General features: G+C 47.4%; 17 protein-coding genes and 3 pseudogenes. 19 read left to right on the forward strand and 1 reads right to left on the reverse strand.

Annotated elements, in window-relative coordinates; genetic code table 11:
* Positions 1-3 precede the first annotated feature (3 nt).
* From exbB to DYC63_RS02760, 10 genes are all read left to right on the forward strand, one after another.
* A complete protein-coding gene (gene exbB / locus DYC63_RS02720) occupies positions 4-462 on the forward strand; it encodes a TonB-system energizer ExbB (RefSeq protein WP_115217824.1) in 459 nt (152 codons plus the stop codon).
* Positions 463-479: 17 nt separating this feature from the next.
* On the forward strand, positions 480-857 hold the full coding sequence (gene exbD, locus DYC63_RS02725) for a TonB system transport protein ExbD (RefSeq protein WP_115217825.1): 378 nt from the start codon (positions 480-482) through the stop codon (positions 855-857).
* Between the two features lie 2 nt (positions 858-859).
* On the forward strand, positions 860-1,867 hold the full coding sequence (locus tag DYC63_RS02730) for an energy transducer TonB (protein ID WP_115217826.1): 1,008 nt from the start codon (positions 860-862) through the stop codon (positions 1,865-1,867).
* A gap of 393 nt (positions 1,868-2,260) precedes the next feature.
* Positions 2,261-4,471 (forward strand): TonB-dependent hemoglobin/transferrin/lactoferrin family receptor, encoded by a 2,211-nt coding sequence (locus tag DYC63_RS02735; RefSeq protein WP_115217827.1) that lies wholly within the window; start codon positions 2,261-2,263, stop codon positions 4,469-4,471.
* Between the two features lie 310 nt (positions 4,472-4,781).
* Complete coding sequence (locus DYC63_RS12545; RefSeq protein WP_172459381.1) at positions 4,782-4,919, forward strand: hypothetical protein; 138 nt, start codon at positions 4,782-4,784, stop codon at positions 4,917-4,919.
* 53 nt (positions 4,920-4,972) lie between these two features.
* On the forward strand, positions 4,973-5,839 hold the full coding sequence (locus DYC63_RS02740) for a heme/hemin ABC transporter substrate-binding protein (protein ID WP_115217828.1): 867 nt from the start codon (positions 4,973-4,975) through the stop codon (positions 5,837-5,839).
* 11 nt (positions 5,840-5,850) lie between these two features.
* Positions 5,851-6,672: a HugZ family pyridoxamine 5'-phosphate oxidase gene (locus DYC63_RS02745; RefSeq protein ID WP_115217829.1), complete on the forward strand. Its 822-nt coding sequence runs from the start codon at positions 5,851-5,853 to the stop codon at positions 6,670-6,672.
* Between the two features lie 45 nt (positions 6,673-6,717).
* Entirely contained in the window at positions 6,718-7,452 is a 735-nt protein-coding gene (locus tag DYC63_RS02750) for a sulfite exporter TauE/SafE family protein (RefSeq protein ID WP_115217830.1), read from the forward strand.
* 9 nt (positions 7,453-7,461) lie between these two features.
* Entirely contained in the window at positions 7,462-8,448 is a 987-nt protein-coding gene (locus DYC63_RS02755) for a FecCD family ABC transporter permease (protein ID WP_115217831.1), read from the forward strand.
* The gene (locus DYC63_RS02760; protein WP_115217832.1) at positions 8,445-9,248 is read left to right on the forward strand and encodes an ABC transporter ATP-binding protein; all 804 of its coding nucleotides are present in this window, start codon (positions 8,445-8,447) and stop codon (positions 9,246-9,248) included. Before DYC63_RS02755 ends, DYC63_RS02760 begins: the two co-directional genes overlap by 4 nt.
* A gap of 158 nt (positions 9,249-9,406) precedes the next feature.
* Here DYC63_RS02760 and DYC63_RS02765 read toward each other — a convergent pair whose 3' ends face one another.
* Positions 9,407-10,006, reverse strand: a complete 600-nt coding sequence (locus DYC63_RS02765; RefSeq protein WP_115217833.1) for a helix-turn-helix transcriptional regulator — start codon at positions 10,004-10,006, stop codon at positions 9,407-9,409.
* 250 nt (positions 10,007-10,256) lie between these two features.
* Here DYC63_RS02765 and DYC63_RS02770 point away from each other — a divergent pair, with 250 nt between their 5' ends.
* The 9 genes and pseudogenes from DYC63_RS02770 to DYC63_RS02815 all read left to right on the forward strand — a co-directional run.
* Positions 10,257-10,592, forward strand: coding sequence for a helix-turn-helix domain-containing protein (locus DYC63_RS02770; protein WP_245887997.1), 336 nt, complete (start codon positions 10,257-10,259; stop codon positions 10,590-10,592).
* Positions 10,592-10,873, forward strand: coding sequence for a MafI family immunity protein (locus DYC63_RS02775; RefSeq protein ID WP_218564521.1), 282 nt, complete (start codon positions 10,592-10,594; stop codon positions 10,871-10,873). The genes DYC63_RS02770 and DYC63_RS02775 overlap by 1 nt, the downstream gene beginning before the upstream one ends.
* Positions 10,874-11,180: 307 nt before the next feature.
* Positions 11,181-12,413, forward strand: a pseudogene (locus DYC63_RS13665) (two-partner secretion domain-containing protein); the annotation flags it as partial.
* Between the two features lie 693 nt (positions 12,414-13,106).
* A pseudogene (locus tag DYC63_RS13670) lies at positions 13,107-17,795 on the forward strand (hemagglutinin repeat-containing protein); the annotation flags it as partial.
* Positions 17,796-19,578: 1,783 nt separating this feature from the next.
* Positions 19,579-19,863 (forward strand): hypothetical protein, encoded by a 285-nt coding sequence (locus tag DYC63_RS02795; protein WP_115217835.1) that lies wholly within the window; start codon positions 19,579-19,581, stop codon positions 19,861-19,863.
* A gap of 87 nt (positions 19,864-19,950) precedes the next feature.
* Positions 19,951-20,670 carry a ribonuclease domain-containing protein gene (locus tag DYC63_RS02800; protein ID WP_218564523.1) on the forward strand — a complete coding sequence of 240 codons (720 nt, stop codon included), beginning with the start codon at positions 19,951-19,953 and terminating at the stop codon, positions 20,668-20,670.
* A gap of 2 nt (positions 20,671-20,672) precedes the next feature.
* Complete coding sequence (locus DYC63_RS02805; RefSeq protein WP_218564524.1) at positions 20,673-20,975, forward strand: barstar family protein; 303 nt, start codon at positions 20,673-20,675, stop codon at positions 20,973-20,975.
* 40 nt (positions 20,976-21,015) lie between these two features.
* On the forward strand, positions 21,016-21,339 hold the full coding sequence (locus DYC63_RS02810; RefSeq protein WP_115217837.1) for a hypothetical protein: 324 nt from the start codon (positions 21,016-21,018) through the stop codon (positions 21,337-21,339).
* A gap of 181 nt (positions 21,340-21,520) precedes the next feature.
* Positions 21,521-24,502, forward strand: a pseudogene (locus tag DYC63_RS02815) (hemagglutinin repeat-containing protein); the annotation flags it as partial.
* Positions 24,503-24,753: the final 251 nt, after the last annotated feature.

A 24,753-nucleotide genomic window follows, 5' to 3' on the forward strand; every position in this document is an offset into this window, starting at 1 on the left:
GCCATGAACTTTCACAATGTAAACTACTTCGACTTCCTAAAAACCCACATCGACCACATCATCTTCGCCATTCTCGGCCTAATGAGCTTCATCATGCTATGGAAAACCTTAGAACGCGCCATCTTCTACTGGCGCATGAACCTCAAAGACTATGCCGACGAACACCAACTCGACATCGCCCTTGAAAAAGGACTGACCCCCATCTATACCGTCGGCTCCAACGCCCCCTACGTCGGACTCCTCGGCACCGTCGTCGGTATCCTGCTGACCTTCTACGAAATCGGACAACAAGGCGGACAAATCGACATCGCCCAAATCATGGTCGGACTCGCCCTCGCCCTCAAAGCCACCGCCCTCGGCATCTTAGTCGCCATCCCCGCCATCGTCTTTTACAACATCCTCACGCGCAAAGCCCAAGTCCGCCGCCTGCAATGGCTCTCCCTGCAGGCGCAGCAATCCTGATTGCCTAGGGAAAGACCATGAAAAAATTCGACCAAATCAACGTCATCCCTTTTATCGACATCATGCTGGTGCTGCTCGCCATCGTCCTGCTCACCGCCAGCTTCAGCAAAAACGGCAAAATCGACGTTAGTCTGCCGGCGGCGGACAATGCCGAAGAAGTCGCCACCGACAGCCTGCCACGCATCATCAGCGTTAGCGAAAACGGTCAACTATATTTAGACGACAGCGAAAGCAATTTAGACAGCATCGAAAAAAACATGGCGGACTGGCCAAAAGACCAGCCTATCCTGCTAAAAATCGACCGCAATGCATCATTTGATTTCTTTGTGCAGCTCAGCAGCCGGCTAAAAGAATACGACCTCAAAAATATTAGCGTACTGACCGAAAATCACTAATTATGCGTAACTTTCTAACTTTTTCTTTTGCTTTAACCTTACATTTTGGAATTTTTTATTATTTTTTTATCAATACAAAACCCATTGTTGTCATTATTCCCTCGCCGCCCAGCCTCATAGATTGGGATCAAGTCGCGCAAATCCAATTTACCTCCGTCGATCCGGTCGCCGCCGCCCGCGAAAAAGCAGCAGCCGAAGCCGCCGCTGCGGCAGCGGCACAGGCTGCCGCCGAACAAGCCGCACGCGAACAGGCGGCAAGAGAAAAAGCCGCCGCAGAAGCCGCAGCACAAGCCGCAAGAGAAAAAGCGGCGGCGGAAGAAGCGGCACGCCAAAAAGCCGCTGCCGAAAAACAGCGCCAAGAACAGATTGCACGCGAAAAACGCATTGCCGAAAAACAGCGCCAAGAACAGATTGCACGCGAAAAACGCATTGCCGAACAAAGAGAAAAAGAACGCCGCCAACGCCAAGCCGAAGCGCAAGCCCAACGCAAACGCGAACAAGCCGAAGCCAGAAAACGCGAACGTGCCGAACAAGCGGCTAAAGAACAAGCCGCCGCAGAGCGCCGCCGCATTGAAGCCGCACAACGTGCCGCAGCGCAAGCAGCTGCCGAAGCCGCCGCACGCGCTCAAGCAGAAGCAAATGCAAGAGCCGCTGCCGCAGCAGCAGCCAAAGCCGCACAAGCAAGCAACGGCGGCGGTAATCATGGCGGCAAAAGCAGCGGTGGCGGACAAAGCATGGGCTCATGGCAAGGCGGACTGCAAGCCGCCATCGAACGCAAAAAACGCTATCCGCGCAACGCCCAAAGAGCCGGCAAAACCGGCACCGCTCGCGTCGCCTTTACCGTGCAAGCCAACGGCGCCATCAACAACGTACGCATCAGCAGCAGCTCGGGCAACAGCGACCTTGACCAAGCCGCCGTGCAAGCCGTACAAGCCGTCGGCAGCTACAAAGCCCCACCGAGCGGACAAGCCGTTGCCATCACCGTACCGATTAACTTCCATCTGCGCTAAAAAACGACCGCCCAAACGGCGGTCGCACATCATTTACAGCCAGAGAAGCGGAATAATCACACAAAGTATAGTCTCTTAACTTCAAAATGAGATTATTCTAAGCGCTTCTCCTGACAAAATGTGTATCTCTAAGTCTCATTTTGAAGTTAAGGTACTATAATAGCTTCTTCAGATTAAAATGAGACAATAAAATTTTTCAACATATTGAAAAATATTTCAATTTATTGTTTTAAGGCGTATCATTTTAATCTGAAGAGACTATAAGATGAGCAAATCCTTACCCAACCTAGGCTTGCTATATTGACATCCCAAATAAATAAATAATAGGATTGAATTGCATTAGGGTTTTGATTTAAAATTCACTTCTCATTTCCAAACCATTAAAGGACTGCCATGTTTCGCCCTTCTTTATTGACCGCCGCTGTGTGCGCAGCACTCTATACACCTGCTTTTTCTCAACAAACTAATACTACCACCTCCATCGAGCTGAATCCGATTACCGTCAGTTCTTCGCGGGAATATTCGCCGCTGAACAAATTGGCCAATAACATTACGGTGATCAACGACAAAACGCTGGAGAATCATCTGGCATTAAGCGTGGAAGATGCCTTGGAAAGCGTGCCGGGGGTGTCTTTTGACGGACAAGGTCGCTACGGTTTAAGCGATGTGACGATTCGCGGCGTGAGCGGCAACCGCGTCAAACTCTTGGTTGACGGTCAGGAAATCGCCAATTATTTCAGCTTCGGGCCTTTTCAAACCGCCGGTCGCCAATATTTGGACTTAAACAATATGAAGCAGGTGGAAATCATCAAAGGCCCCGCTTCTTCTTTGCACGGCTCTGATGCCGTGGGCGGCGTAGTAAGTTTTATAAGCAAGACGCCGGATGATTATCTGCAAGCAGACAAACGTTTCGGCGGCAGCGTCGGGGCAAGCTATCACGGCGACAGCAATACTTTCGCCCAAGACGCAACCTTGGCTTTCGCCCTATCGCCGCAATGGGACGGCTTGGTGAGTCTCGGTTTTTCGCAGGGACATGAACGCGAGAATCATCATGGTAATGACGCCATCGGCGCCAGCCGCAGCAGCCCGAATCCTGAAGACAATAAAAGCCGCAATATTCAAGGACAATTGCGCTTTAAACCCAATGAAAATCATACCTTCAGCCTCAAAGTCTCGGATTACCGCTTTGAGCATGATAGCAATCTCCTGAAAGATACGGGCAATCCTGTCAATATGGCGACGTTTAATCTGTATAACTACAACAGCAATCGCGCAGAAGACGAACAAAAACGCCAATCACTGGCTTTGCGCCATGATTTTACAATTCATCAAGCATGGGCGGATAGCGGACATTGGCAGATTTTCGCCCAAAAACAAGCATCGCAGCAAAACAGTATTATGAACGGCAGAAATGCGGGCAATATTTTAGGCGACCGTTTCCGTCAATCCGATTATGAAGTCAAAGAAATCGGCGGCGAATTGCAATTGCATAAACATATTGCAGGCAATATCAGCCAAGATTGGGTGTACGGCATGAATATCAATCGAAAAGACGTTTCGATGCTGCGTTACGGCTACGACAAATTTGGTGCAACACCCCCCTCTATTAAACATGATAAAAACGCGCCTGATAGCGAGATTAGCCAAATCGGCGTCTTTGCCCAAAACCGCCTGAGTTTCGGCGACAGCGGCTTTTCTTTAATCCCCGGCATCCGCTACGACTATTACCGCCTCAAAACCAAGCCCGATGCGATTTTCTGGAATAGCGCGGGCAGCAATTTCAAGCTGAAAGAATTTAACGAAGGAGAATTTTCCTTCCGCTTAGGCGCTTTATATGACATTAACGAGCAACACAGCCTGTATGCCAACTATGCCGAGGGCTTTCGCGTACCTAGTTTCAAAGAAACCAATCTTGGCTTTGAAAACTTACGCCAAAAATATTCCTACATTGCCAATCCTTCTTTACAACCTGAAAAAAGCCGCGGTATCGAGCTGGGCTGGCGCAGCGACAACGGCATTTTCCATCATGATTTAAGCCTATTTTACAACCGCTATAAAAACTTCATCAAAACCGAGCATTTCAAAGGCAGAAATAAAGCCGGCTTGGGCGAATATGAGAGCATCAATCTGCCCAGCACGGAAATTTACGGTGCCGAGCTTGCCGCAGGAATGGATTTCGGCGCCATCAGCGAAGCTTTAAACGGACTGTCCACCCAATTGGCGCTGGCTTATGCCAAAGGCAAAGACCGTCAAAGCGGCGAAGCGCTGGCGAATATCGAACCGCTTTCCGGTCATCTCGGTCTGCAATACGATGCGCCTAGCGATATCTGGGGCGTGGCAGGCAAATGGCATTTCGCTAGTGCGAAAAAAAGTAAAGATTTGCCAAGCAGCGGCTATCTACCCACAGGCGGCTACGGCGTCTTTGACCTCACAGGCTACTACCGCCCGATTCCGGACCTGACTGTCCGCGCCGGCATCTTCAATGCCTTTGACAAAGCCTACATCCCTTGGAGCGATGCCAAAACCTTGAGCAACAGCCGCGATCAGCAAATCTACTCCGCCCCCGGTCGCTGGTTCGGTGCTTCGATTCGCTATGATTTCTAAGCAAACAACTATTATTTGAACTCAATGGCAAAAAGTTTCGGCTTTTTGCCATGATTTATCATAAACAACTTAGCAATAATCTTTTTCAGGCAGTTATCTATATAGTACCTTAACGTCAAAATGAAATTTAGAAATGCGCATTTCATCAGGAGAAGTGCTTGGCATAATCTCATGTTGACCTTAAGAGGCTATACATCTCCAATTAGCAAAGAAACAAGCAAGAACAAGTAAACGAAATGATTTCACGAAGCCTCCCACATCCCCTTTGCGGCGCTGAGACAATGCAGAATTTTTCGGGAATCAGCGTACCATGTTTGAGCCAGCGAGTCTGGCACGCGCCGAAAAATTCAAATTGGCGAAGGCAGTTCGCAAAGCGAACCGCCGCAACGGGGTTGCTTTTTTTGGTTACTTTTTTGGCAAGGCAAAAATTTACAAAGAAAGAAGTTAAGCTTATGAAATAATAGGATTTTTAATTTACTTAATTATATTTTGGAGAATCTCATGAGAAACTTAATATTTTCCTTATTGGCGGCAGCCGTTTTTGCCGCCCAAGCCGAGATGCCGCAGCGCGTCGTCTCCACCGCCGGCAATGCCTCGGAAGTGGTCGCCTTATTAGGCAAAGCCGATGTATTGGTCGGCGTGGATACTACTTCCATGCGTCCGCTCGATGTCATGGAAGACAAGCCCAAAATCGGCTACCGCCGCCAATTATCCGCCGAGGGCATCTTATCCTTGCAGCCGGATTTAATTCTGATGGCGCCCGATGCCGGCCCGCCGGCGGTAGCCGAGCAAATCAAAGCCAGCGGCGTACGCCTATTAGCCCTGAAAGACGAGCAAAGTCTTGAAGGGATTCGCACCGATATTGCCCTGATTGCCGAAGCCTTAGACGCACAAGCTGCCGGCGAAGAATTGATTGCCGAGATTCTTGCCGATGAAACAGCGCTTGCCGCCATTGCCGCACAATATGCGGGAAACAGTGCATTGGTGCTTATCGACACTGGCACGCAAGGCGTATTCGGGCAAGGTCGCAACAGTGCAGGTGCGCATCTTTTAGAGATTTTGCGGCTAGAAAACCGCTTTGATGCCGAAGGCAACAAACCTTTGGCAAACGAAGCATTAGTCGCCTTAGATGCTGATGTGATTTTCCTTGCCAGCCGCGAAGGGGCGCGCAAATCCATCACGATTGAGCCGCTTGCCGTTGAGCATCCGCAATATGCCCTACTCAGCAACACGGCGGCAGGGCGCAAAGGCTGCGTGTTTGCGGTCAATATCTTAGATGCGCTGGGCTTTAGCGCTTATACTGCCCGCTATGCCGCCGCCATGTTGAAAACCGCCGCACCTTGTTTGCGCACCGACATCACACATTAAAGGATAAGCCTATGAACGACCGTTTTTTTACCCATAGCCCGCAGGCGCAAGCCAAAGCCGCACAAGGCATCAAACGTGCGCCCGAAGACCGCTACACCACACTCAAAGCCATGCAGGATTTACGCAACATCTGGTTTTCGCAATTTGCCGGCACCCTTTCCACCATTTACCGCGACGAACTGCCGCTGGCGAGCTATCCTGCCGCTTCGGTCGTGCCCTATGTTTTAGACGATGCCTACCGCCCTGTGCTACTCATCGGGCATATCGCCGAGCATACGCAAAACGCCCTGCACAATCCTAAAGCCTGTCTGTTTATGCGCGAACATCGTCCGCATGGCGATGTGCAAAACCAGTGGCGCTTAAGCGCCATCGGCGATTTACTGCCCGTGCCTGAAGCGGAAATCCCCGCCATTAGCGCGCGCTATTTCGCCCACTATCCGCAGGCACAGGATTACGATGCCACGCACCATTTCAGCTTCTTCCGTCTGCACAGCAAAAAATTCCGCATCATCATGGGATTCGGCGATATTCGCTGGGTCAGCGCCGATGCACCTTTCAGCCACCCCGCCTTAGCGCCCGATATTTGCGAACGCATCATCACGCATATGAACGAAGACCATCACGATGCCATGCGCGGCTATCTCCGCCATCTGCCTGATGCGCCGCAAAATATTCCCGACGATGCGCAGGTGCTGATGACGGCGGTCAATCCTTACGGCTGCACCCTCAAATACGGCGACGGACTGTATTTCCAGCCCTTTGAGCAGCCTGCCACCGATGCCAATGCCGTGCGCGATGCACTGGTCGCCTTGGCACAAGCGCATCGCGACTAAGCCGAAAAGCAAAACCATGCGGTATTTGCCGCGTGATGTTTCGCCATGCCGCCGCTTATCCTCGCCAGCATTTTTGCCCTTGCCGCCCTTTTGCACGGCGCGGCGGGCATCGGTTTTCCCCTTGTCTTGACCGCCATACTCAGCCTGTCCCTCAGTATGAAAGAGACGGTGGTACTCAGCGCCCTGCCGATCCTGCTCGTCAATCTCATCAGCATGTTCAGCGGCGGCGCGCTGCTTCCCATACTGCGCCGCTATGCGCCGCTGGCAGCGGCAGCCACGCTGGGCAGTTTCGCCGGCGTCAAATTACTGCTGATTCTGCCTTCCGCATGGCTGCAATGCCTGCTCTCGCTGCTGATTGCGCTCTACATCTTCTGCGCGCGGCGCAACATCGTCTTGGCAATGCCGAATACGCAGTCATTTACCCTTGCCTACGGCTTGTTTGCCGGCATCATCGGCGGCGCGACCAATGCCATGTCCTCGGTATTGATGATGTATCTGCTCGCCCTCAGTCAGGATAAAAACGAAATCGCGCAGGCGGCGAATCTCTGTTTCGGACTGGCGAAAATCGTGCAAATCGCCCTCTTATGGCACGAGATTATCGCGCTGCCGCATATCGCCGCGACCCTGCTTCTGCCCACCCTCGCCGCCGTTGCCGCCTTGCTCTGCGGCATCCGCCTGCGCAAACGCATGCCCTTTACCCTGTTCCGCCGCTTAAGCCTAGGCATACTTGCCCTTCTCGCCCTGATGATGTTCGGCAAAAGCCTAGCGCATTTACTATGAGAAAACGCCGTGAAATTCCTCTGTAGCCTGCTTGCTTTATTATTCATCAGCCTTGTGATTTGCGCCCATATCGGCGCCAGCCGACTGCCGCTTGAGGCGTGGTGGTGCGGCGAGGCATCCTGCCAAAACGCCGCCTATATCCTCTGGCAAATCCGCCTGCCGCGACTCTTGGCGGCCGTCTTAATCGGCGCCGCCCTAGCTATTAGCGGCGCGACCATGCAGGGACTGTTCCGCAATCCCTTAGTCGAGCCGGGCATTATCGGCGTATCCTCCGGCGCAGGACTGGCGGCGGCATTATATTTAGTCATCCTTCAACCGCTGATACCCAAATCCCTGATGCTGTACGCCTTACCGATCGCCGCTTTTGTCGGCGGTTGGGCGGTTACCTTTCTGCTCTATCAATTCTCGCGCCGCCAAGGGCAATTACATATCGCCATCATGCTGCTCATCGGCATCGCCATTGCCGCCTTCACGGGCGCCATGACCGGTATTTTGGTCTATATCGCCGACGACAACCAATTGCGCAGCTTCACATTTTGGAGCATGGGCTCACTGGCGGGCATTAACTGGTCGATGGTGGCGCTGCTTGCTGCCGCCCTCACCTTTTCCGCGCCCCTGATTTGGCGCGAACACCGCGCGCTTAATGCTTTCACGCTCGGCGAAGCCGATGCCGAACATATCGGCTTTGCCGTCAAACACATCAAACGCCGCCTCGTCTTCCATGTCGCCCTGCTGACCGCCTGCAGCGTCGCCTGCGTCGGCGCAATCGGCTTTATCGGCTTAGTCGTTCCGCATCTGATGCGCCTTGCCGGCGGTGGCAATCATCGCTACCTGCTGCCGAGCAGCCTGCTCGGCGGTGCTATCTTATTAGTGATTGCCGACACCCTCGCACGCAGTCTCGCCGCGCCTGCGGAAATACCGGTCGGCATCTTTACCGCCCTATTCGGCGCGCCCTTCCTCGCGCTCATGGTCTGGAAAAGCGGAAAACGCCTATGAACACTATCCTGAAACTTCATCATCTTCGCATCACACAAGGCAAACGCGAAGTGCTCTGCGTACCGCAACTACATATTGCACAAGGACAATTAACCGCCATCATCGGGCCGAACGGCGCCGGCAAAAGCACTCTGCTCAATGCCCTAAGCGGCAACCACAGCCACAGCGCCGCGCAGATTTTTCATCAAGAACACAGCCTTGCTCAATTCGGCGGACTGGCGCTGGCGCAAAAACGCGCCATGCTCAGCCAACACAGCAGCATCGCCTTTCCGCTCTCGGTTGCCGAACTGGTGCGCTTGGGACGCGAACCCTACCGCACACAGGCGGCACAGCAACAAGACCAAGCCGTCTGCGACTGGGCAATGAACGCCATGTCGCTCAATACATTGCGAGAGCGCAGCAGCGCCGAACTCTCGGGCGGCGAACAGCACCGCGCCCATATTGCGCGCGTCCTCGCACAACTGCTGCCCGTCCTCGATGCTGATTTAAGCGACAAATGGCTGCTTTTGGACGAACCCACCAACCATCTCGATATTCATCATCAATATCAATTCTTTGCCCTCTTACAACAATTGAAAATGCGCGGCTTAAGCATCATCGCCATTCTGCACGACCCTGCTTTGGCGATAAACCAAGCCGACCGCATTGTGATGCTCAAAGAAGGACAAGTCTTCGGCGAATGCCCTGCCGCCGAGCTGGCGCGCAGCCAAGCCTTGGACGCGCTTTACGGCATGCAGATGCGCTGCCGCTACTGCGACAGCACGCAGCAATACTATCTCGCCCCGCAATTATCTGCATAAACAGAAACAAAACAATGAACTAGAAAAAACATTAAAAAATTATATCCATTTTGTTATAGTTTTCCGCCACCATTTTTCAGGAGGAAAACAAATGGAACAGAAATCTCAGCGCGATTGGCTGCAAAAAATCGAATATATCGGCAACAAACTGCCCGACATTACGATACTCTTTGTCTATGCCCTCGCCATTTGCTGGCTCTTATCATGGGGCTTGTGGGTTCAAAGGTTTCAAGCTGCCTATTTATGCTGGTCATTTGTGTGAAACAGAATGTTTTTTGCTTGCCTGCTTCACAATCTATGCCGATGACATACCAAATGCCGTTGCGGTTGAGCAATGAATAAGGTTCCAGTGTGTAATATTTACCTTTTTCATGTCCTGCTTTGCGGTAGTGAAATTCAATGGTGTTTCGGTTTTCAATGGATTGGCGAATTAAATCAAATTCAGGCTGCCTGTTTTTAATATCTTCGTATTGGAAACCTTTGATTTGTATGCTTTGTGTTAAGTGTTCTTGGTAAAAGGTGCGGTCTATTTCAGGCAGCAGGTCTTGTATGCTGCAAAAGCGGGCAAAACGTTCAATGTCTTGCGGATAAAGATGCCCGAGTTTGGCTTTGTCCAAGCTGTAATAGCGTCCGCCGTGTTCGTTCCATGCTAAAAAATCCAGCCGTTCATTGAGGTCGCGCTGAATGGTGCGGATGTTGATTTGAAATTCTTCGGCAAGTTGGTGTAGTCTAAACGTTCGCCTGTATTCAGACGGCATAGAATGATGGATAGACGGTAGGCAAGTTTTTCGTGTTTGCTCATGATGTTCCAATTGCTTATTAAGGTAACAACAGTATATTCAGGCAGCTTGCGCGGTTGTGTCGCATTCCAAACTTATTTTGTAAAAAAAATGTCATTATGATACACGATTTTTAGGCTTTATGTTCTTTTAAAAGAATATAAAGCCGTTCTTGTGGCGATTTGAATGTTGGATAGTAAGAGATTTAATAGAAGCAGAGGAATGGCTCGTGAAATCCACTATCAAACAAAGCATTGGTCAAGCGGTTGCCAAGCAACGCAAAGCGGTCGGTTTGACGCAAGCGCAGTTGGCAGAACGTTTGAATTTAAGCCTTGATGCCATATCACGTTTGGAGCGTGGCAATATTGGTTTGACGGTGGAACGAATGGTTGAGCTAGCGGAAATTTTTGGTTGTGAAACGGTAGATTTATTGCATGAAGGCAGCACTCGGGTGCGCGACCAAGCTAGGGAATTGGAAGATTTGTTGCAGGAATTGGCAGAAGAAGAACGAATTGAGTTGCTAAGCTTGGTAAGACAAATGATTGAATGGAAAAGGGGAGAATGATGATTGCCCGCATAGTTAGGAACTTAAAAATAAAAAACAAGTTACTTTTTATTTTTGATAAATATAAAGAACAATTTTCAAAAACAGATTTACCTTATTTCATCAATGATGAAATAGAATTGGTTGAGTATGGTGAATATGCAATAGCATTGGAAAATTTCTGTTCAAATTTATATGAATTTAATGTAAAAATTTTTCAAGAAGATTTAGAAATCATTAAAGAATGTGCAACTCTGATGAAACTAAAAGAAGAAACTTGGAATTTTATTGAAACAATATAGCAAGCAAGGTAGCGTGGGCAACTTGTTGCCCACGCGTTTAATCAATTTCAGGCAGCCTGAAATCAGTTTATTGAGTTTGTCAATAAACTATTTTATGTGGCGAAAATTTATCCAAGTTAGTTAAGGAAAACAACAATGCACTTAAAACCCAAATTAAAACGCGTGGGCAACAAAGTTGCCCACCCTACGCTTGCTGTTTATAAAACATGTTTAACAGAAAGTCCAATTGCTTAATTGAATGACAACCGTAATGTTCTAGCCATGTTCTCAATATTGAACTAATTTAAGTTATTTAAGGAGTTTCATCATGAATAAAACCCTTTATCGCGTTATCTTCAACCGCAAACGCGGCTGTATGATGGTTGTTGCCGAAACCGCCAAGCGCAAGGGTAAAAGCTGTGCTGATAGCGATTCAAGCAGCGTTCATATTGAAACCAATCCTATTGGCAGTATTGCCCTTCGTTCTCGCGCATTCTCTATTTCCCTATTGAGCTTTTCCCTATTTTTGGCTTTAGGTACAGCAAGCATCACCCATGCGCAAGGCATTGTTGCTGATAAACATGCGCCCAAAACCCAACAAGCCACGATTTTGCAAACAGGCAACGGCACACCGCAAATCAATATTCAAACCCCTACTTCGGCAGGGGTTTCTGTCAATCAGTACCAGCAGTTTGATGTGAACGGCAAAGGGGCGATTTTAAACAACAGTCGTGGCAATGTACAAACAAAACTGGGCGGTTGGATACAAGGTAATCCTTGGTTGGCAACCGGCGAGGCTCGGGTGATTGTCAATCAAATCAACAGCAGCCATCCTTCGCAATTGAATGGTTATATTGAAGTCGGCGGTAAACGTGCTGAAGTGGTGATGGCCAATCCTGCCGGTATTGCGGTCAATGGCGGCGGTTTTATCAATGCGTCTCGTGCGACTTTGACGACAGGTGTACCGCAATATCAAGCAGGTGCATTAACAGGCTTTCAAGTCCGTTCGGGCGAAGTGGCCGTTCATGGGCAAGGTTTGGATACACGGGATACGGATTACACACGCATACTCAGTGAACATGCCAAAATTGATGCGCCCGTATGGGGACAAGATATTCGTGTTATTGCGGGACAAAATGATGTGGCGGCAACGGGTGATACGCATACAGTTGTATCACATGCGCCAACTGGTTCAGCATCTCAAACCTCTCCCGTATTTGCCATTGATACCAGCGCATTGGGCGGGATGTATGCCAACAAAATCACTTTAATCAGTACGGCTGAACAAGCTGGTATTCGCAATCAAGGGCAATTGTTTGCCACAGCAGGCAATGTGGCGATAGATGCCAAAGGGCAGTTGGTTAATAGCGGTACGATTGCCGCCAATAATGCCGATAACCCAAACGGCGAACATCAAATCCATCTCAACAGTCAAACACTGCACAACAGCGGTACGATTGCTTCACAACAACGCACACAAATTCAAAGCCAATCCATTCAAAACACCGGCACAGTATTATCTTCTGGTGAATTAGACATTCACAATGCAGGCAGCCTGAAAAACGAAACATCAGGCCATATTCAGGCAGCGCGTTTGGCTGTTTATACCGATACACTGAATAATCAAGGGACGATTGCACAAACAGGTTCGCAAAAACTTCATATTCAAGCCAATGGTCAATTAAGCAACAGCGGCAAAATCGGTTTGCCGGATACAACACCGACTGCATCAAATGGCTCAAGCAACCATACAGGCAATCACCACAATACACCTTCTCACTCATCCGCTACCGCACCGACAACGGCAACAGGTACGGGTAGCGCAAGCATTTCTACTTCTTCAACTATAAATACACCTATCTTTGCTGATGGGGCAATCCAAACTCGTGGTGCATTGAATAATTCAGGCAGCATCATTGCCAATGGTCAAACAAATGTTACCGCTCAGCAAGATTTGCACAATGCAGGGCAAATAGATATTCATCAGTTAAACGCCAAAGGTTCGGCATTTAACAATCACAATGGGACGATTCTCAGTGATAAAGCCCATATTCAAACCGACAATCTCAATAATCAAAACGGCAACATCACAACACGCCAACAATTAGCGATTGAAACCGCTCAGCTGAATAATGCCAATGGTCAATTGTTGTCGGCAGGAAAAGCAGATTTAGCGGTTTCAGGTAGCCTGAATAATACGCAGAAAGCAGAAATTCAAGCCAAGCATTTAAATCTTGATGTCGGTCATTTAGATAATGCAGGTCATATTCTTAGCGAAAGTGGTCGTATTGCCAGTCAAAACAGCTTACGCAACTCGGGCAATATTGCTGTTGGAGAACTGGCAACAAAAGGGCAGATTTTAGACAATACCCAAGGTCAAATTGCCGTAGATAAAGCCGATATCCAAAGTCAGCAACTGCTCAATCAAAACGGCAATATTACAAGCACAGAACAACTGACTGTCCGTAGCCAAAAGGTAGAAAACCAACAAGGCAAACTTTTGTCTGTTGAAAATGCGCAATTAACCGTATCAGGCAGCCTGAATAACCAAAATGGCGAAATCGCAAGCAATCAACAACTGAGCATTAACGATAACCAGCAGCATACCCTTGCCATTGATAATACGAATGGCAAGATTCAATCAGGTCGTGATGTTGCTATTCAGGCAAAATCTTTATCCAACAATGGCACGCTTGCAGCGGATAATAAGCTCGATATTGCGCTAAAAGATGATTTCCATGTAGAGCGCAACATCATAGCGGGCAATGAACTTTCATTCAGCACACAAGGCAGCCTGAAAAATTTACACACCTTACAAGCTGGCAAACGCATTCAGATTCAAGCAAATAACCTTGATAATACAGCGCAAAGCAGCATCCAATCAGGCGGTACAACAGACATCGCCGCGCAGCACAATTTAACCAACCGCGGCTTGATTGACGGACAACAAACCAAAATCCAAACTGGACAAGTACATAATCTCGGCACAGGTCGGATTTATGGCGACAATATTGCCATTACTGCCACGCGTTTAGACAATCAAGATGAAAACGGCACAGGTGCCACCATTGCTGCACGAGAAAACCTGAATTTAGGCATCCGTCAATTAAATAACCGTGAAAACAGCCTGATTTACAGCGGTAATGACATGGCAATTGGCGGTGCATTGGATGCTCAAGGTCAAGCCACAGGGAAAGCCCAAAGCATACACAATGCCAGCGCAACCATTGAATCAGCAGGCAAAATGCGATTAGGCGTAGCAACACTGCGCAATACCAATGAACACTTGCAAACGCAATTGGTAGAAACAGGGCGTGAGCATATTGTGGATTACGAAGCATTTGGACGACACGAATTATTGCGCGAAGGCACGCAACATGAATTAGGCTGGTTTGTTTATAACGATGAATCAGACCACTTGCGCACCCCCGATGGGGCAACACATGAAAATTGGCACAAATACGATTATGAAAAAGTAACCCAAGAAACCCAAGTTACCCAAACTGCACCTGCCAAAATCATTTCAGGCAGCGACTTAACCATTGACAGTAAAGAAGTCTTCAATACCGACAGCCAAATCATTTCAGGCGGCAATCTGCTGGTACAAACAGATAAAGACGGTTTGCACAATGAGCAAACTTTTGGCGAAAAGAAAGTCTTCAGTGAAAACGGCAAATTGCACAACTACTGGCGTGCGCGTCGTAAAGGACGGGATAGAACAGGCCATAGCGTACAAAATTACACTTTACCAGAAGAAATCACCCGCAACATTTCACTGGGTTCGTTTGCCTATGAATCGCACAGCAAAGCATTAAGCCATCATGCGCCCAGCCAAGGTACAGCTCTGCCGAAAAGCAACTGGAATAATATCCGTACCGCACAAAACAACGGTATTTCGCTACCTCATTCGCCCAATCCTTTTACCCAATTGCCCAGCAGCAGTCTGTACATCATTAACCCAGCCAATAAAGGTTACCTTGTTGAAACCGACCCACGCTTTGCCAACTACCGTCAATGGTTAGGGAGCGACTACATGTTGGGTAGTCTTAAACTGGACCCCAACAACCTGCATAAACGTTTGGGTGATGGTTATTACGAGCAACGCTTAATCAATGAACAAATCACAGAGCTAACAGGACATCGTCGTTTAGATGGTTATCAAAACGACGAAGAACAATTCAAAGCCTTAATGGATAAGGGCTTAAGCGCTGCACGTTCCATGAATCTCACGGTTGGCATTGCACTAAGTGCCGAGCAAGTCGCACAGCTAACCAGCGACATCGTTTGGTTGGTACACAAAGAAGTTAAGCTCCCTGATGGCAGTACGCAAACCGTATTGGTGCCACAGGTTTATGTGCGTGTGAAAAATGGCGACATAGACGGTAAAGGTGCATTGCTCTCGGGCAACAATGCACAAATAGACGTTGCAGGCAACCTGAAAAACTCAGGCACGATTGCAGGGCGCAATGCGCTTATCATCAACACCGATACACTGGACAATATCGCTGGGCATGTTCATGCACAAAAAGCAGCCATTTCTGCCACACAAGACATCAACAATATTGGCGGTAACCTTTCTGCTGAACAGGCATTATGGTTAAAAGCAGGCAACAACATCAACAGCCAAAGCACCACCGCCGGCAGTCAAAATACACAAGGCAGCAGCACCCACCTAGACCGAATAGCAGGTATTTACATCACAGGCACAGAAAAAGGTGTTTTAGCAGCACAAGCTGGTAAGGACATCAACATCATTGCCAGTCAAATCAGCAATCAATCAGAGCAAGGACAAACCCAGCTGCAAGCAGGGCGCAACATCAATCTGGATACCGTACAAACCGGCAAACATCAAGAAACCCATTTTGATGCTGATAACCATGTTATTCGCGGTTCAACTAACGAAATTGGTAGCAATATTCAAACGCAAGGTGATGTTACCCTGTTAGCAGGCAACAACCTCAATGCCAAAGCTGCCCAAGTCAGCAGCGCAAACGGTACACTCGCTGTGTCTGCCAAAAATGACATCAACATCAGCGCAGGCATCAATACGACCCATGTTGATGATGCGTCCAAACACAAAGGCAGAAGTGGCGGTGGCAATAAATTGGTTATTACCGACAAAGCCCAGAGCCACAACGAAACCGCTCAAAGCAGCACTTTTGACGGCAAACAAGTTGTATTGCAGGCAGGAAACGACGCCAACATAAAGGGCAGCAATGTCATTTCTGACAGTGGCACCCATATCCAAGCAGGCAATCATGTTCACATTGGCACAACCCTAACCCATAATCAAAGCGAAACCTATCATCAAACCAAAAAATCAGGATTGATGAGTGCAGGTATCGGCTTCACGATTGGCAGCAAGACAAACACACAAGAAAACCAATCCCAAAGCACCGAACATACAGGTAGTACCGTAGGCAGCATCAAAGGCGATACCGCCATTGTTGCAGGCAAACAATTCACCCAAATCGGCAGTACCGTTTCCAGCCCGGAAGGCAACAACACCATCCATGCCCAAAGCATAGACATTCAAGCAGCACACAACCAATTAAACAGCAATACCACCCAGACCTATGAACAAAAAGGCTTAACGGTGGCATTCAGTTCGCCCGTTACCGATTTGGCACAACAAGCTATTGCCGTCGCACAAAGCAGCAAACAAGTCGGACAAAGCAAAAATGGTCGTGTCAATGCCATGGCAGCTGCCAATGCAGGTTGGCAAGCCTATCAAACAGGTAAGAGTGCACAAAACTTAGCCAACGAGACAACCAATGCCAACCAAGTCAGCATCTCCATTACCTATGGCGAGCAAAAAAACCAACAAACCACCCAAATTCAAGCAAGCCAAGCCCAAGCAAGTCAAATTCAAGCAGGCGGTAAAACCACACTCATCGCCGCAGGTGCAGCAGAACAATCCAACATCAACATAACAGGTTCAGATGTAGCGGGTAAAGCAGGTACCACCCTGATTGCCGATAACAACATCACACTCCAATCCGCCGAACAAAGCAGCAGAGAACGCAGCAACAACAAAAGCAGCGGCTGGAATGCAGGTGTCGCCGTATCATTCGGACAAGACGGTTGGTCATTAGGCATTACCGCAGGTGGCAATGTCGGCAAAGGCTACGGCAATGGCGACAGCATCACCCACCACCATAGCCATATTGGCGACAAAGGCAGCCAAACCGTTCTCCAAAGCGGCGGCGATACCGCACTCAAAGGCGCGCAAGTCATCGGCAAAGGCGTACAAGTTCATGCCCAAAACCTAAGCATTCAAAGCGTACAAGATAGCGAAACCTATCAAAGCAAACAACAAAACGCCAGCGCACAAGTGACCGTAGGTTATGGATTCAGTGCCGGCGGCAATTACAGCCAAAGCAAAATCAACGCAAGCCACCAAAGCGTAAGCGAACAAAGCGGTATTTATGCAGGAGAAGACGGTTATCAAATCAATGTGCAGAACCACACCGATTTGAAAGGCGGTTTGATTACTTCCACCCAAAAATCGGAAGACGATGGCAAAAACCGTTTTACAACGGGTACGCTCACCTTTGAAGACTTGGCGAATAAGTCGGAATATAGCGGCAGTGGCTTTGGTATTGGCGTTTCAGGCAGCGTTAAAGGCAATGCACCTGATAATAGCCATATTATGCAAGTGTCGAATAAAACAGGCGTATCGCACAACGGTATTGGCTATGCAAGCGATTCTGATAGCCAATCTTCCGTAACCAAATCAGGGATTAACACCGCTAATATTGTGATTACCGATACAGCCAAACAACAACAAATCACAGGCAAAACAGCGGAAGAAACGCTTAAAGCGGTTAAAACCGACATTACAACCGACAACTACGCCGAACATTCAGGCAGCCTGAAAAACAATTTCGATAAAGACAAAGTGCAATCAGAGATTGATTTGCAGGTTGAAGTAACCAAACAAGCCGCACCGATGATTGCACAAGGTGTTGCTTTTGCGTCTGATTATTTGGGTAAAGTTAAACAGTATGAAAACAAATTACTGCAAAAGGATTTGTTAGAACAAGCAATTAACCAAAGCAATGACCCAGAAGAAATTCTTCGCTTAAATCAAGCCTTAAACGAAGTGGATAGTTATTTAACGGAAAACAAAGCCCGTTATGATTTATTCAAAGAAGGCGGTTTAGACAGAGCGGGCTTACACGCTGTGGGCGGTGGTGTTTTAACGGGCGATATAAGCGGAGCGGTGGGTGCTGGGGTAACTTCGCTATCTGCTCCGATTATTGCCCAAGTTGCCGATAATTCAGGCAGCCTGAAACCTGTTGTGGATACCGTTAGCGGTTTAGCGATTGGCTACACCACAGGCGGCACTGCTGGTGCTTTTACTGGGGCTAATGCGGATTGGAATAATCGGCAGTTGCACCCTGATGAACGGCGTTGGATTAAACAAAATGCAGAAAAATTTGCCGAACAACAAGGTATTAGCACCGAAGAAGCAACGGAATGCTTGGCACAACAAGCGGCACGGCAAACGGACGCTTTATGGTTCTTGGCTTTATCAGGTGGTGAAGACCAAGTTGCAAGGGATTTTTTAGCAACAGCCAATCAAACATTCAGCAACGAGAGCGGTAAGCAACAACAATTCTTTACCACGCAAGGCAAAGATTTCACAATGCCACAACGCTATGCACCTGACGCAAGAATGGACTTGGATTATTACGATAAGTATTTAATCAAAGGCGACAACAACAAAATCAACGACAGAGCCAAACAAATTGTTGCGGACAAAGCGAAATCGGCGGCGGATACGCTGATAAATGACCCGAAACAAGCGGCGAAAAACACAGGGAAATTTGCGTATAACACTGGTAAAGCGGTTGTTACTGGCACAGTGGATTGTGTTTTACACCCAATAAATTGTGCTGTTGGCGTGAAAGACGGTTTTGTAGAGAATGCAACGGCAATCGGCACAGGTGCGGCTTCGATGAAAGAAAACGACTTGCAACGCTTGTATGGTCAAGATACTCGAACCGCACAAGGATTTATTCTTGCTGGCAATTTAACCGAAGCAGGTTTAACCGCCACAGGTGCAGGTAAATTAGGCGGTGCGACGGTTAAAACTGCCAAGAAAGCCGTTGTTGAACAAGCCGAGAAAAAAGCCGCACAAGAAGCCGCTGAAAATGCAAGAAAAGCCAAACAGGCGGAAATCAATTTTGGCAAAGATGCTGAAATGGTAGGGCAACCTGAAATTACAACTGGTAGTAATTCGGCAGGAAAAGCGAACAATCCGCAAAGTGCGGCAACTACGCAGCCTGTGATTGGTCAGGGGGCTGTTGCTACTCGTATCAATGTTAGAAATGGGGACGGTTCAAATAGTAGTGGATTGAATTATGCTTGGAAAAATCATGGTAATGATTCGACAAGAAATAAATCAAAATTTACCATTTCAAAAGATGAAGTTATCGGTATATTAAGTGATAAAAATACCGTTAGAACTCCTGCTTATTTTGAACCAAGTTCTGGTAACTATATTCGGAATGTTGATACAGGCAGAACTATTGGTATAGATAGATACGCACAAGGTGGTCCTGCTCTGACAACTACCTTAACTGTTATTACTGATAGTAAAGGTAATTTGGTAAATACCTATCCAGGTCGCACAAAAGTTAGATAGGAGAATAACGGTGTCTTCGTATTCAATAATCGTTTCTAATCCATACGGAATTTTTAATTCTGATAATGGTTCTATGCGTATAGATATTCCTTTGGATGTTTTTAAAAGGATTATGTATGATGACGAAATAGATGATGTATTACTATCTCAATTAAGTCTTGTTGATCAAGATGAATATTCAAATGACGAGTTATCAAAGATTCAAAAGGAAATTAATGAACTAATTGAAAAACAATTAGTTACTCAAAAAGATATGCAAGAACTTTTGAATTTATTGCAATTTGCTATTGATAACAATCGTTCAGTGTTATTTACTCCTTTTAATTGGGATCATATACCATTAGGAAAATTCAATTAAATTAAAAACAAACAGCGAAAACCTAAAAACTTTCGCTGTTTTACTCTTTCAGGTAGCCTGAAAGAGTAAAAGCAATAAAGACACGACTTGCAACGCTTGTATGGTCAAGATACTCGAACTGCACAAGGATTTATTCTTGCTGGCAATTTAACCGAAGGTGCTTTAACTGCAACAGGTGCAGGTAAATTAGGCGGTGCGACGGTTAAAACTGCCAAGAAAGCCGTTGTTGAACAAGCCGAGAAAAAAGCCGCACAAGAAGCCGCTGAAAATGCAAGAAAAGCCAAACAGGCGGAAATCAATGCAGGGCTTGACGGGGAAATGGTAGGGCAACCTGAAATTACAACTGGTAGTCATTCGGCAGGAAAAGCGAACAATTCGCAAAGTGTGGCAACTACGCCGCCTGTAACTTCAAACGGTGCGGCGAATATTGCTACTGGGGCAAAATTGAACCTTGACCTGAAAACTACACAAGCGGCAAATGAAGTGGTGGAAAGTTTGCGAACAACTGGACAGTTGCCGAATTATTATATTACGAAACAACAAGCAATCACGAATGGTTGGTCTGGTGGCAAAGCATTAAATAACACGAACCCAGGCAAAGCAATCGGCGGTGATCTTTTTCATAATAACGAAAATATTTTACCAAATGCGGCAGGACGAGTTTGGTATGAAGCTGATATTGGTGTTGATTATAGTCGTTCTCGTAAAAATCAATCTTCAAGAATCTTGTATTCCAATGATGGATTGTTGTATGTTACTTCTGACCATTATCAATCCGCTCCACTTTTTATTGGTAAATGGAAATAATGATGAAAATAGAAATTTTTGGTAAAGAAATTAAAGATGAAATGGATTTTCATCGTCAATTTAATAAATATGCAGATTGTTCATTTTATGGACATAATTTAGATGCTCTGTGGGATGTTTTAACTGGTATGTTGGATATGCCAGTACATTTGATTTGGTATGATTCTGATATATCTGCAAAAATATTAGAAAGATATAAAATGATTATTGAAATTTTTGAAAGAACACGAATTTTCTTTGAAGAAATTTGCAAAAATAATCCACAATATCCTTCTGACAAAAAATTCACTTATGAATTGAGATGAAAATAGCAATTTTTGTTTAACGGGCGATATAAGCGGAGCAGTGGGTGCTGGGGTAACTTCGCTATCTGCTCCGATTATTGCCCAAGTTGCCGATAATTCAGGCAGCCTGAAACCTGTTGTGGATACCGTTAGCGGTTTAGCGATTGGCTACACCACAGGCGGCACTGCTGGTGCTTTTACTGGGGCTAATGCGGATTGGAATAATCGGCAGTTGCACCCTGATGAACGGCGTTGGATTAAACAAAATGCAGAAAAATTTGCCGAACAACAAGGTATTAGCACCGAAGAAGCAACGGAACGCTTGGCACAACAAGCGGCACGGCAAACGGACGCTTTATGGTTCTTGGCTTTATCAGCAAGGTAGGGTGGGCAACTTGTTGCCCACGCGTTTAATCAATTTCAGGCAGCCTGAAATCAGTTTATTGGGTTTGTCAATAAACTATTTTATGTGGCGAAAATTTATCCAAGTTGGTTAAGGAAAACAACAATGCACTTAAAACCCAAATTAAAACGCGTGGGCAACAAGTTGCCCACCCTACGCTTGCTTTGCCAACTACCGTCAATGGTTAGGGAGCGACTACATGTTGGGTAGTCTTAAACTGGACCCCAACAACCTACATAAACGTTTGGGTGATGGTTATTACGAGCAACGCTTAATCAATGAACAAATCACAGAGCTAACAGGACATCGTCGTTTAGACGGTTATCAAAACGACGAAGAACAATTCAAATCCCTGATGGATAACAGTGTCACTGCTGCTCAAACAATGAACCTCACGGTTGGCATTGCATTAAGTGCCGAGCAAGTTGCACAGCTGACCAGCGACATCGTTTGGTTGGTACACAAAGAAGTTAAGCTCCCTGATGGCAGTACGCAAACCGTATTGGTGCCACAGGTTTATGTGCGTGTGAAAAATGGCGACATAGACGGTAAAGGTGCATTGCTCTCGGGCAACAATGCACAAATAGACGTTGCAGGCAACCTGAAAAACTCAGGCACGATTGCAGGGCGCAATGCGCTTATCATCAACACCGATACACTGGACAATATCGCTGGGCATGTTCATGCACAAAAAGCAGCCATTTCTGCCACACAAGACATCAACAATATTGGCGGTAACCTTTCTGCTGAACAGGCATTATGGTTAAAAGCAGGCAACAACATCAACAGCCAAAGCACCACCGCCGGCAGTCAAAATACACAAGGCAGCAGCACCCACCTAGACCGAATAGCAGGTATTTACATCACAGGCACAGAAAAAGGTGTTTTAGCAGCACAAGCTGGTAAGGACATCAACATCATTGCCAGTCAAATCAGCAATCAATCAGAGCAAGGACAAACCCAGCTGCAAGCAGGGCGCAACATCAATCTGGATACCGTACAAACCGGCAAACATCAAGAAACCCATTTTGATGCTGATAACCATGTTATTCGCGGTTCAACTAACGAAATTGGTAGCAATATTCAAACGCAAGGTGATGTTACCCTGTTAGCAGGCAACAACCTCAATGCCAAAGCTGCCCAAGTCAGCAGCGCAAACGGTACACTCGCTGTGTCTGCCAAAAATGACATCAACATCAGCGCAGGCATCAATACGACCCATGTTGATGATGCGTCCAAACACAAAGGCAGAAGTGGCGGTGGCAATAAATTGGTTATTACCGACAAAGCCCAGAGCCACAACGAAACCGCTCAAAGCAGCACTTTTGACGGCAAACAAGTTGTATTGCAGGCAGGAAACGACGCCAACATAAAGGGCAGCAATGTCATTTCTGACAGTGGCACCCATATCCAAGCAGGCAATCATGTTCACATTGGCACAACCCTAACCCATAATCAAAGCGAAACCTATCATCAAACCAAAAAATCAGGATTGATGAGTGCAGGTATCGGCTTCACGATTGGCAGCAAGACAAACACACAAGAAAACCAATCCCAAAGCACCGAACATACAGGTAGTACCGTAGGCAGCATCAAAGGCGATACCGCCATTATGGCAGGTAAACACTATCAACAAATCGGCAGTACCGTTTCCAGCCCGGAAGGCAACAACACCATCCATGCCCAAAGCATAGACATTCAAGCAGCACACAACCAATTAAACAGCAATACCACCCAAACCTATGAACAAAAAGGCTTAACGGTGGCATTCAGTTCGCCCGTTACCGATTTGGCACAACAAGCTATTGCCGTCGCACAAAGCAGCAAACAAGTCGGACAAAGCAAAAATGGTCGTGTCAATGCCATGGCAGCTGCCAATGCAGGCTGGCAAGCCTATCAAACAGGTAAGAGTGCACAAAACTTAGCCAACGGGACAACCAATGCCAACCAAGTCAGCATCTCCATTACCTATGGCGAGCAAAAAAACCAACAAACCACCCAAATTCAAGCAAGCCAAGCCCAAGCAAGTCAAATTCAAGCAGGCGGTAAAACCACATTAATCGCCGCAGGTGCAGCAGAACAATCCAACATCAACATAACAGGTTCAGATGTAGCGGGTAAAGCAGGTACCACCCTGATTGCCGATAACAACATCACACTCCAATCCGCCGAACAAAGCAGCAGAGAACGCAGCAACAACAAAAGCAGCGGCTGGAATGCAGGTGTCGCCGTATCATTCGGACAAGGAGGCTGGTCATTAGGCATTACCGCAGGTGGCAATGTCGGCAAAGGCTACGGCAATGGCGACAGCGTAACACACCACCATAGCCATATTGGCGACAAAGGCAGCCAAACCATTATCCAAAGCGGTGGCGATACCACACTAAAAGGCGCGCAAGTCATCGGCAAAGGCGTACAAGTTCATGCCAAAAACCTAAGTATTCAAAGCGTACAAGATAGCGAAACCTATCAAAGCAAACAACAAAACGCCAGTGCCCAAGTGACCGTAGGCTACGGCGCCAGTGCTGGCGGCAGTTATGGCAAAAGCAAAATCCGAGCCGATCATGCTTCGGTAACCGAGCAAAGCGGTATTTATGCAGGAGAAGACGGCTATCAAATCAACATCGCCCAACACACCGACCTCAAAGGCGGCATTGTTACCAGTACCCAAAGCGCAGAAAACAAAGGCAAAAATCGATTCAGCACCGGCACACTCGCCCACAGCGACATCAAAAACCACAGCCAATACCAAGGCAAAAGTTTCGGATTGGGTGCCAGCGTTGCCGTAAGCGGCAAAACATTGGGGCAAGGAGAACAAAACACCCAAAGCAGCCTGAAAACCGTAGCCGATAAAAACGGCACCGGTTCGTCTGTCGGTTACGGCAAAGACAGCGACAACCAAAGCAGTGTTACCCGCAGCGGCATCAACACCCGAAACATTCACATTACCGATGAAGCCGAACAAATCCGGCTGACGGGCAAAACGGCAGAGCAAAGCAAAGTCGATATTTATACCGACACCAATACAGACACCGCCGAACAACTTTCAGGCAGCCTGAAAAACGTCTTTGATAAAGACAAAGTGCAAAGCGAGCTGGATTTACAAAGAACAGTCAGCCAAGACTTCAACCGCAATGTTCAGGCAGCCAATACCGCAATCAACCGCCACCTTGACCAACTCAAAACACAACTGGAAAAAGGCGAAATCAGCCAAACGGAATACGACAGCAAAGTAGCCAACTGGCAACGAGGGCAAGTGTTGCTCAACAGCATTGCCTCAGGCTTAACTGCGCCGACCCAAAGTGCAACAGGTATTGTGGCAGCGACCGCATCGCCAGCGTTGTCGTATGAAATTGGGCAACACTTTAAAGGAAAAAACGCAGAAGGAACGAGCGC

The organism is Suttonella indologenes (genome assembly GCF_900460215.1).
Lineage (GTDB): Bacteria > Pseudomonadota > Gammaproteobacteria > Cardiobacteriales > Cardiobacteriaceae > Suttonella > Suttonella indologenes.

Coding starts and splice junctions, on each gene's coding strand:
- exbB (WP_115217824.1), top strand. CDS start 4: ATGAACTTTCACAATGTAAACTACTTCGACTTCCTAAAAACCCACATC.
- exbD (WP_115217825.1), top strand. CDS start 480: ATGAAAAAATTCGACCAAATCAACGTCATCCCTTTTATCGACATCATG.
- DYC63_RS02730 (WP_115217826.1), top strand. CDS start 860: ATGCGTAACTTTCTAACTTTTTCTTTTGCTTTAACCTTACATTTTGGA.
- DYC63_RS02735 (WP_115217827.1), top strand. CDS start 2,261: ATGTTTCGCCCTTCTTTATTGACCGCCGCTGTGTGCGCAGCACTCTAT.
- DYC63_RS12545 (WP_172459381.1), top strand. CDS start 4,782: ATGTTTGAGCCAGCGAGTCTGGCACGCGCCGAAAAATTCAAATTGGCG.
- DYC63_RS02740 (WP_115217828.1), top strand. CDS start 4,973: ATGAGAAACTTAATATTTTCCTTATTGGCGGCAGCCGTTTTTGCCGCC.
- DYC63_RS02745 (WP_115217829.1), top strand. CDS start 5,851: ATGAACGACCGTTTTTTTACCCATAGCCCGCAGGCGCAAGCCAAAGCC.
- DYC63_RS02750 (WP_115217830.1), top strand. CDS start 6,718: ATGCCGCCGCTTATCCTCGCCAGCATTTTTGCCCTTGCCGCCCTTTTG.
- DYC63_RS02760 (WP_115217832.1), top strand. CDS start 8,445: ATGAACACTATCCTGAAACTTCATCATCTTCGCATCACACAAGGCAAA.
- DYC63_RS02765 (WP_115217833.1), bottom strand. CDS start 10,006: ATGCCGTCTGAATACAGGCGAACGTTTAGACTACACCAACTTGCCGAA.
- DYC63_RS02775 (WP_218564521.1), top strand. CDS start 10,592: ATGATTGCCCGCATAGTTAGGAACTTAAAAATAAAAAACAAGTTACTT.
- DYC63_RS02795 (WP_115217835.1), top strand. CDS start 19,579: ATGCGTATAGATATTCCTTTGGATGTTTTTAAAAGGATTATGTATGAT.
- DYC63_RS02805 (WP_218564524.1), top strand. CDS start 20,673: ATGAAAATAGAAATTTTTGGTAAAGAAATTAAAGATGAAATGGATTTT.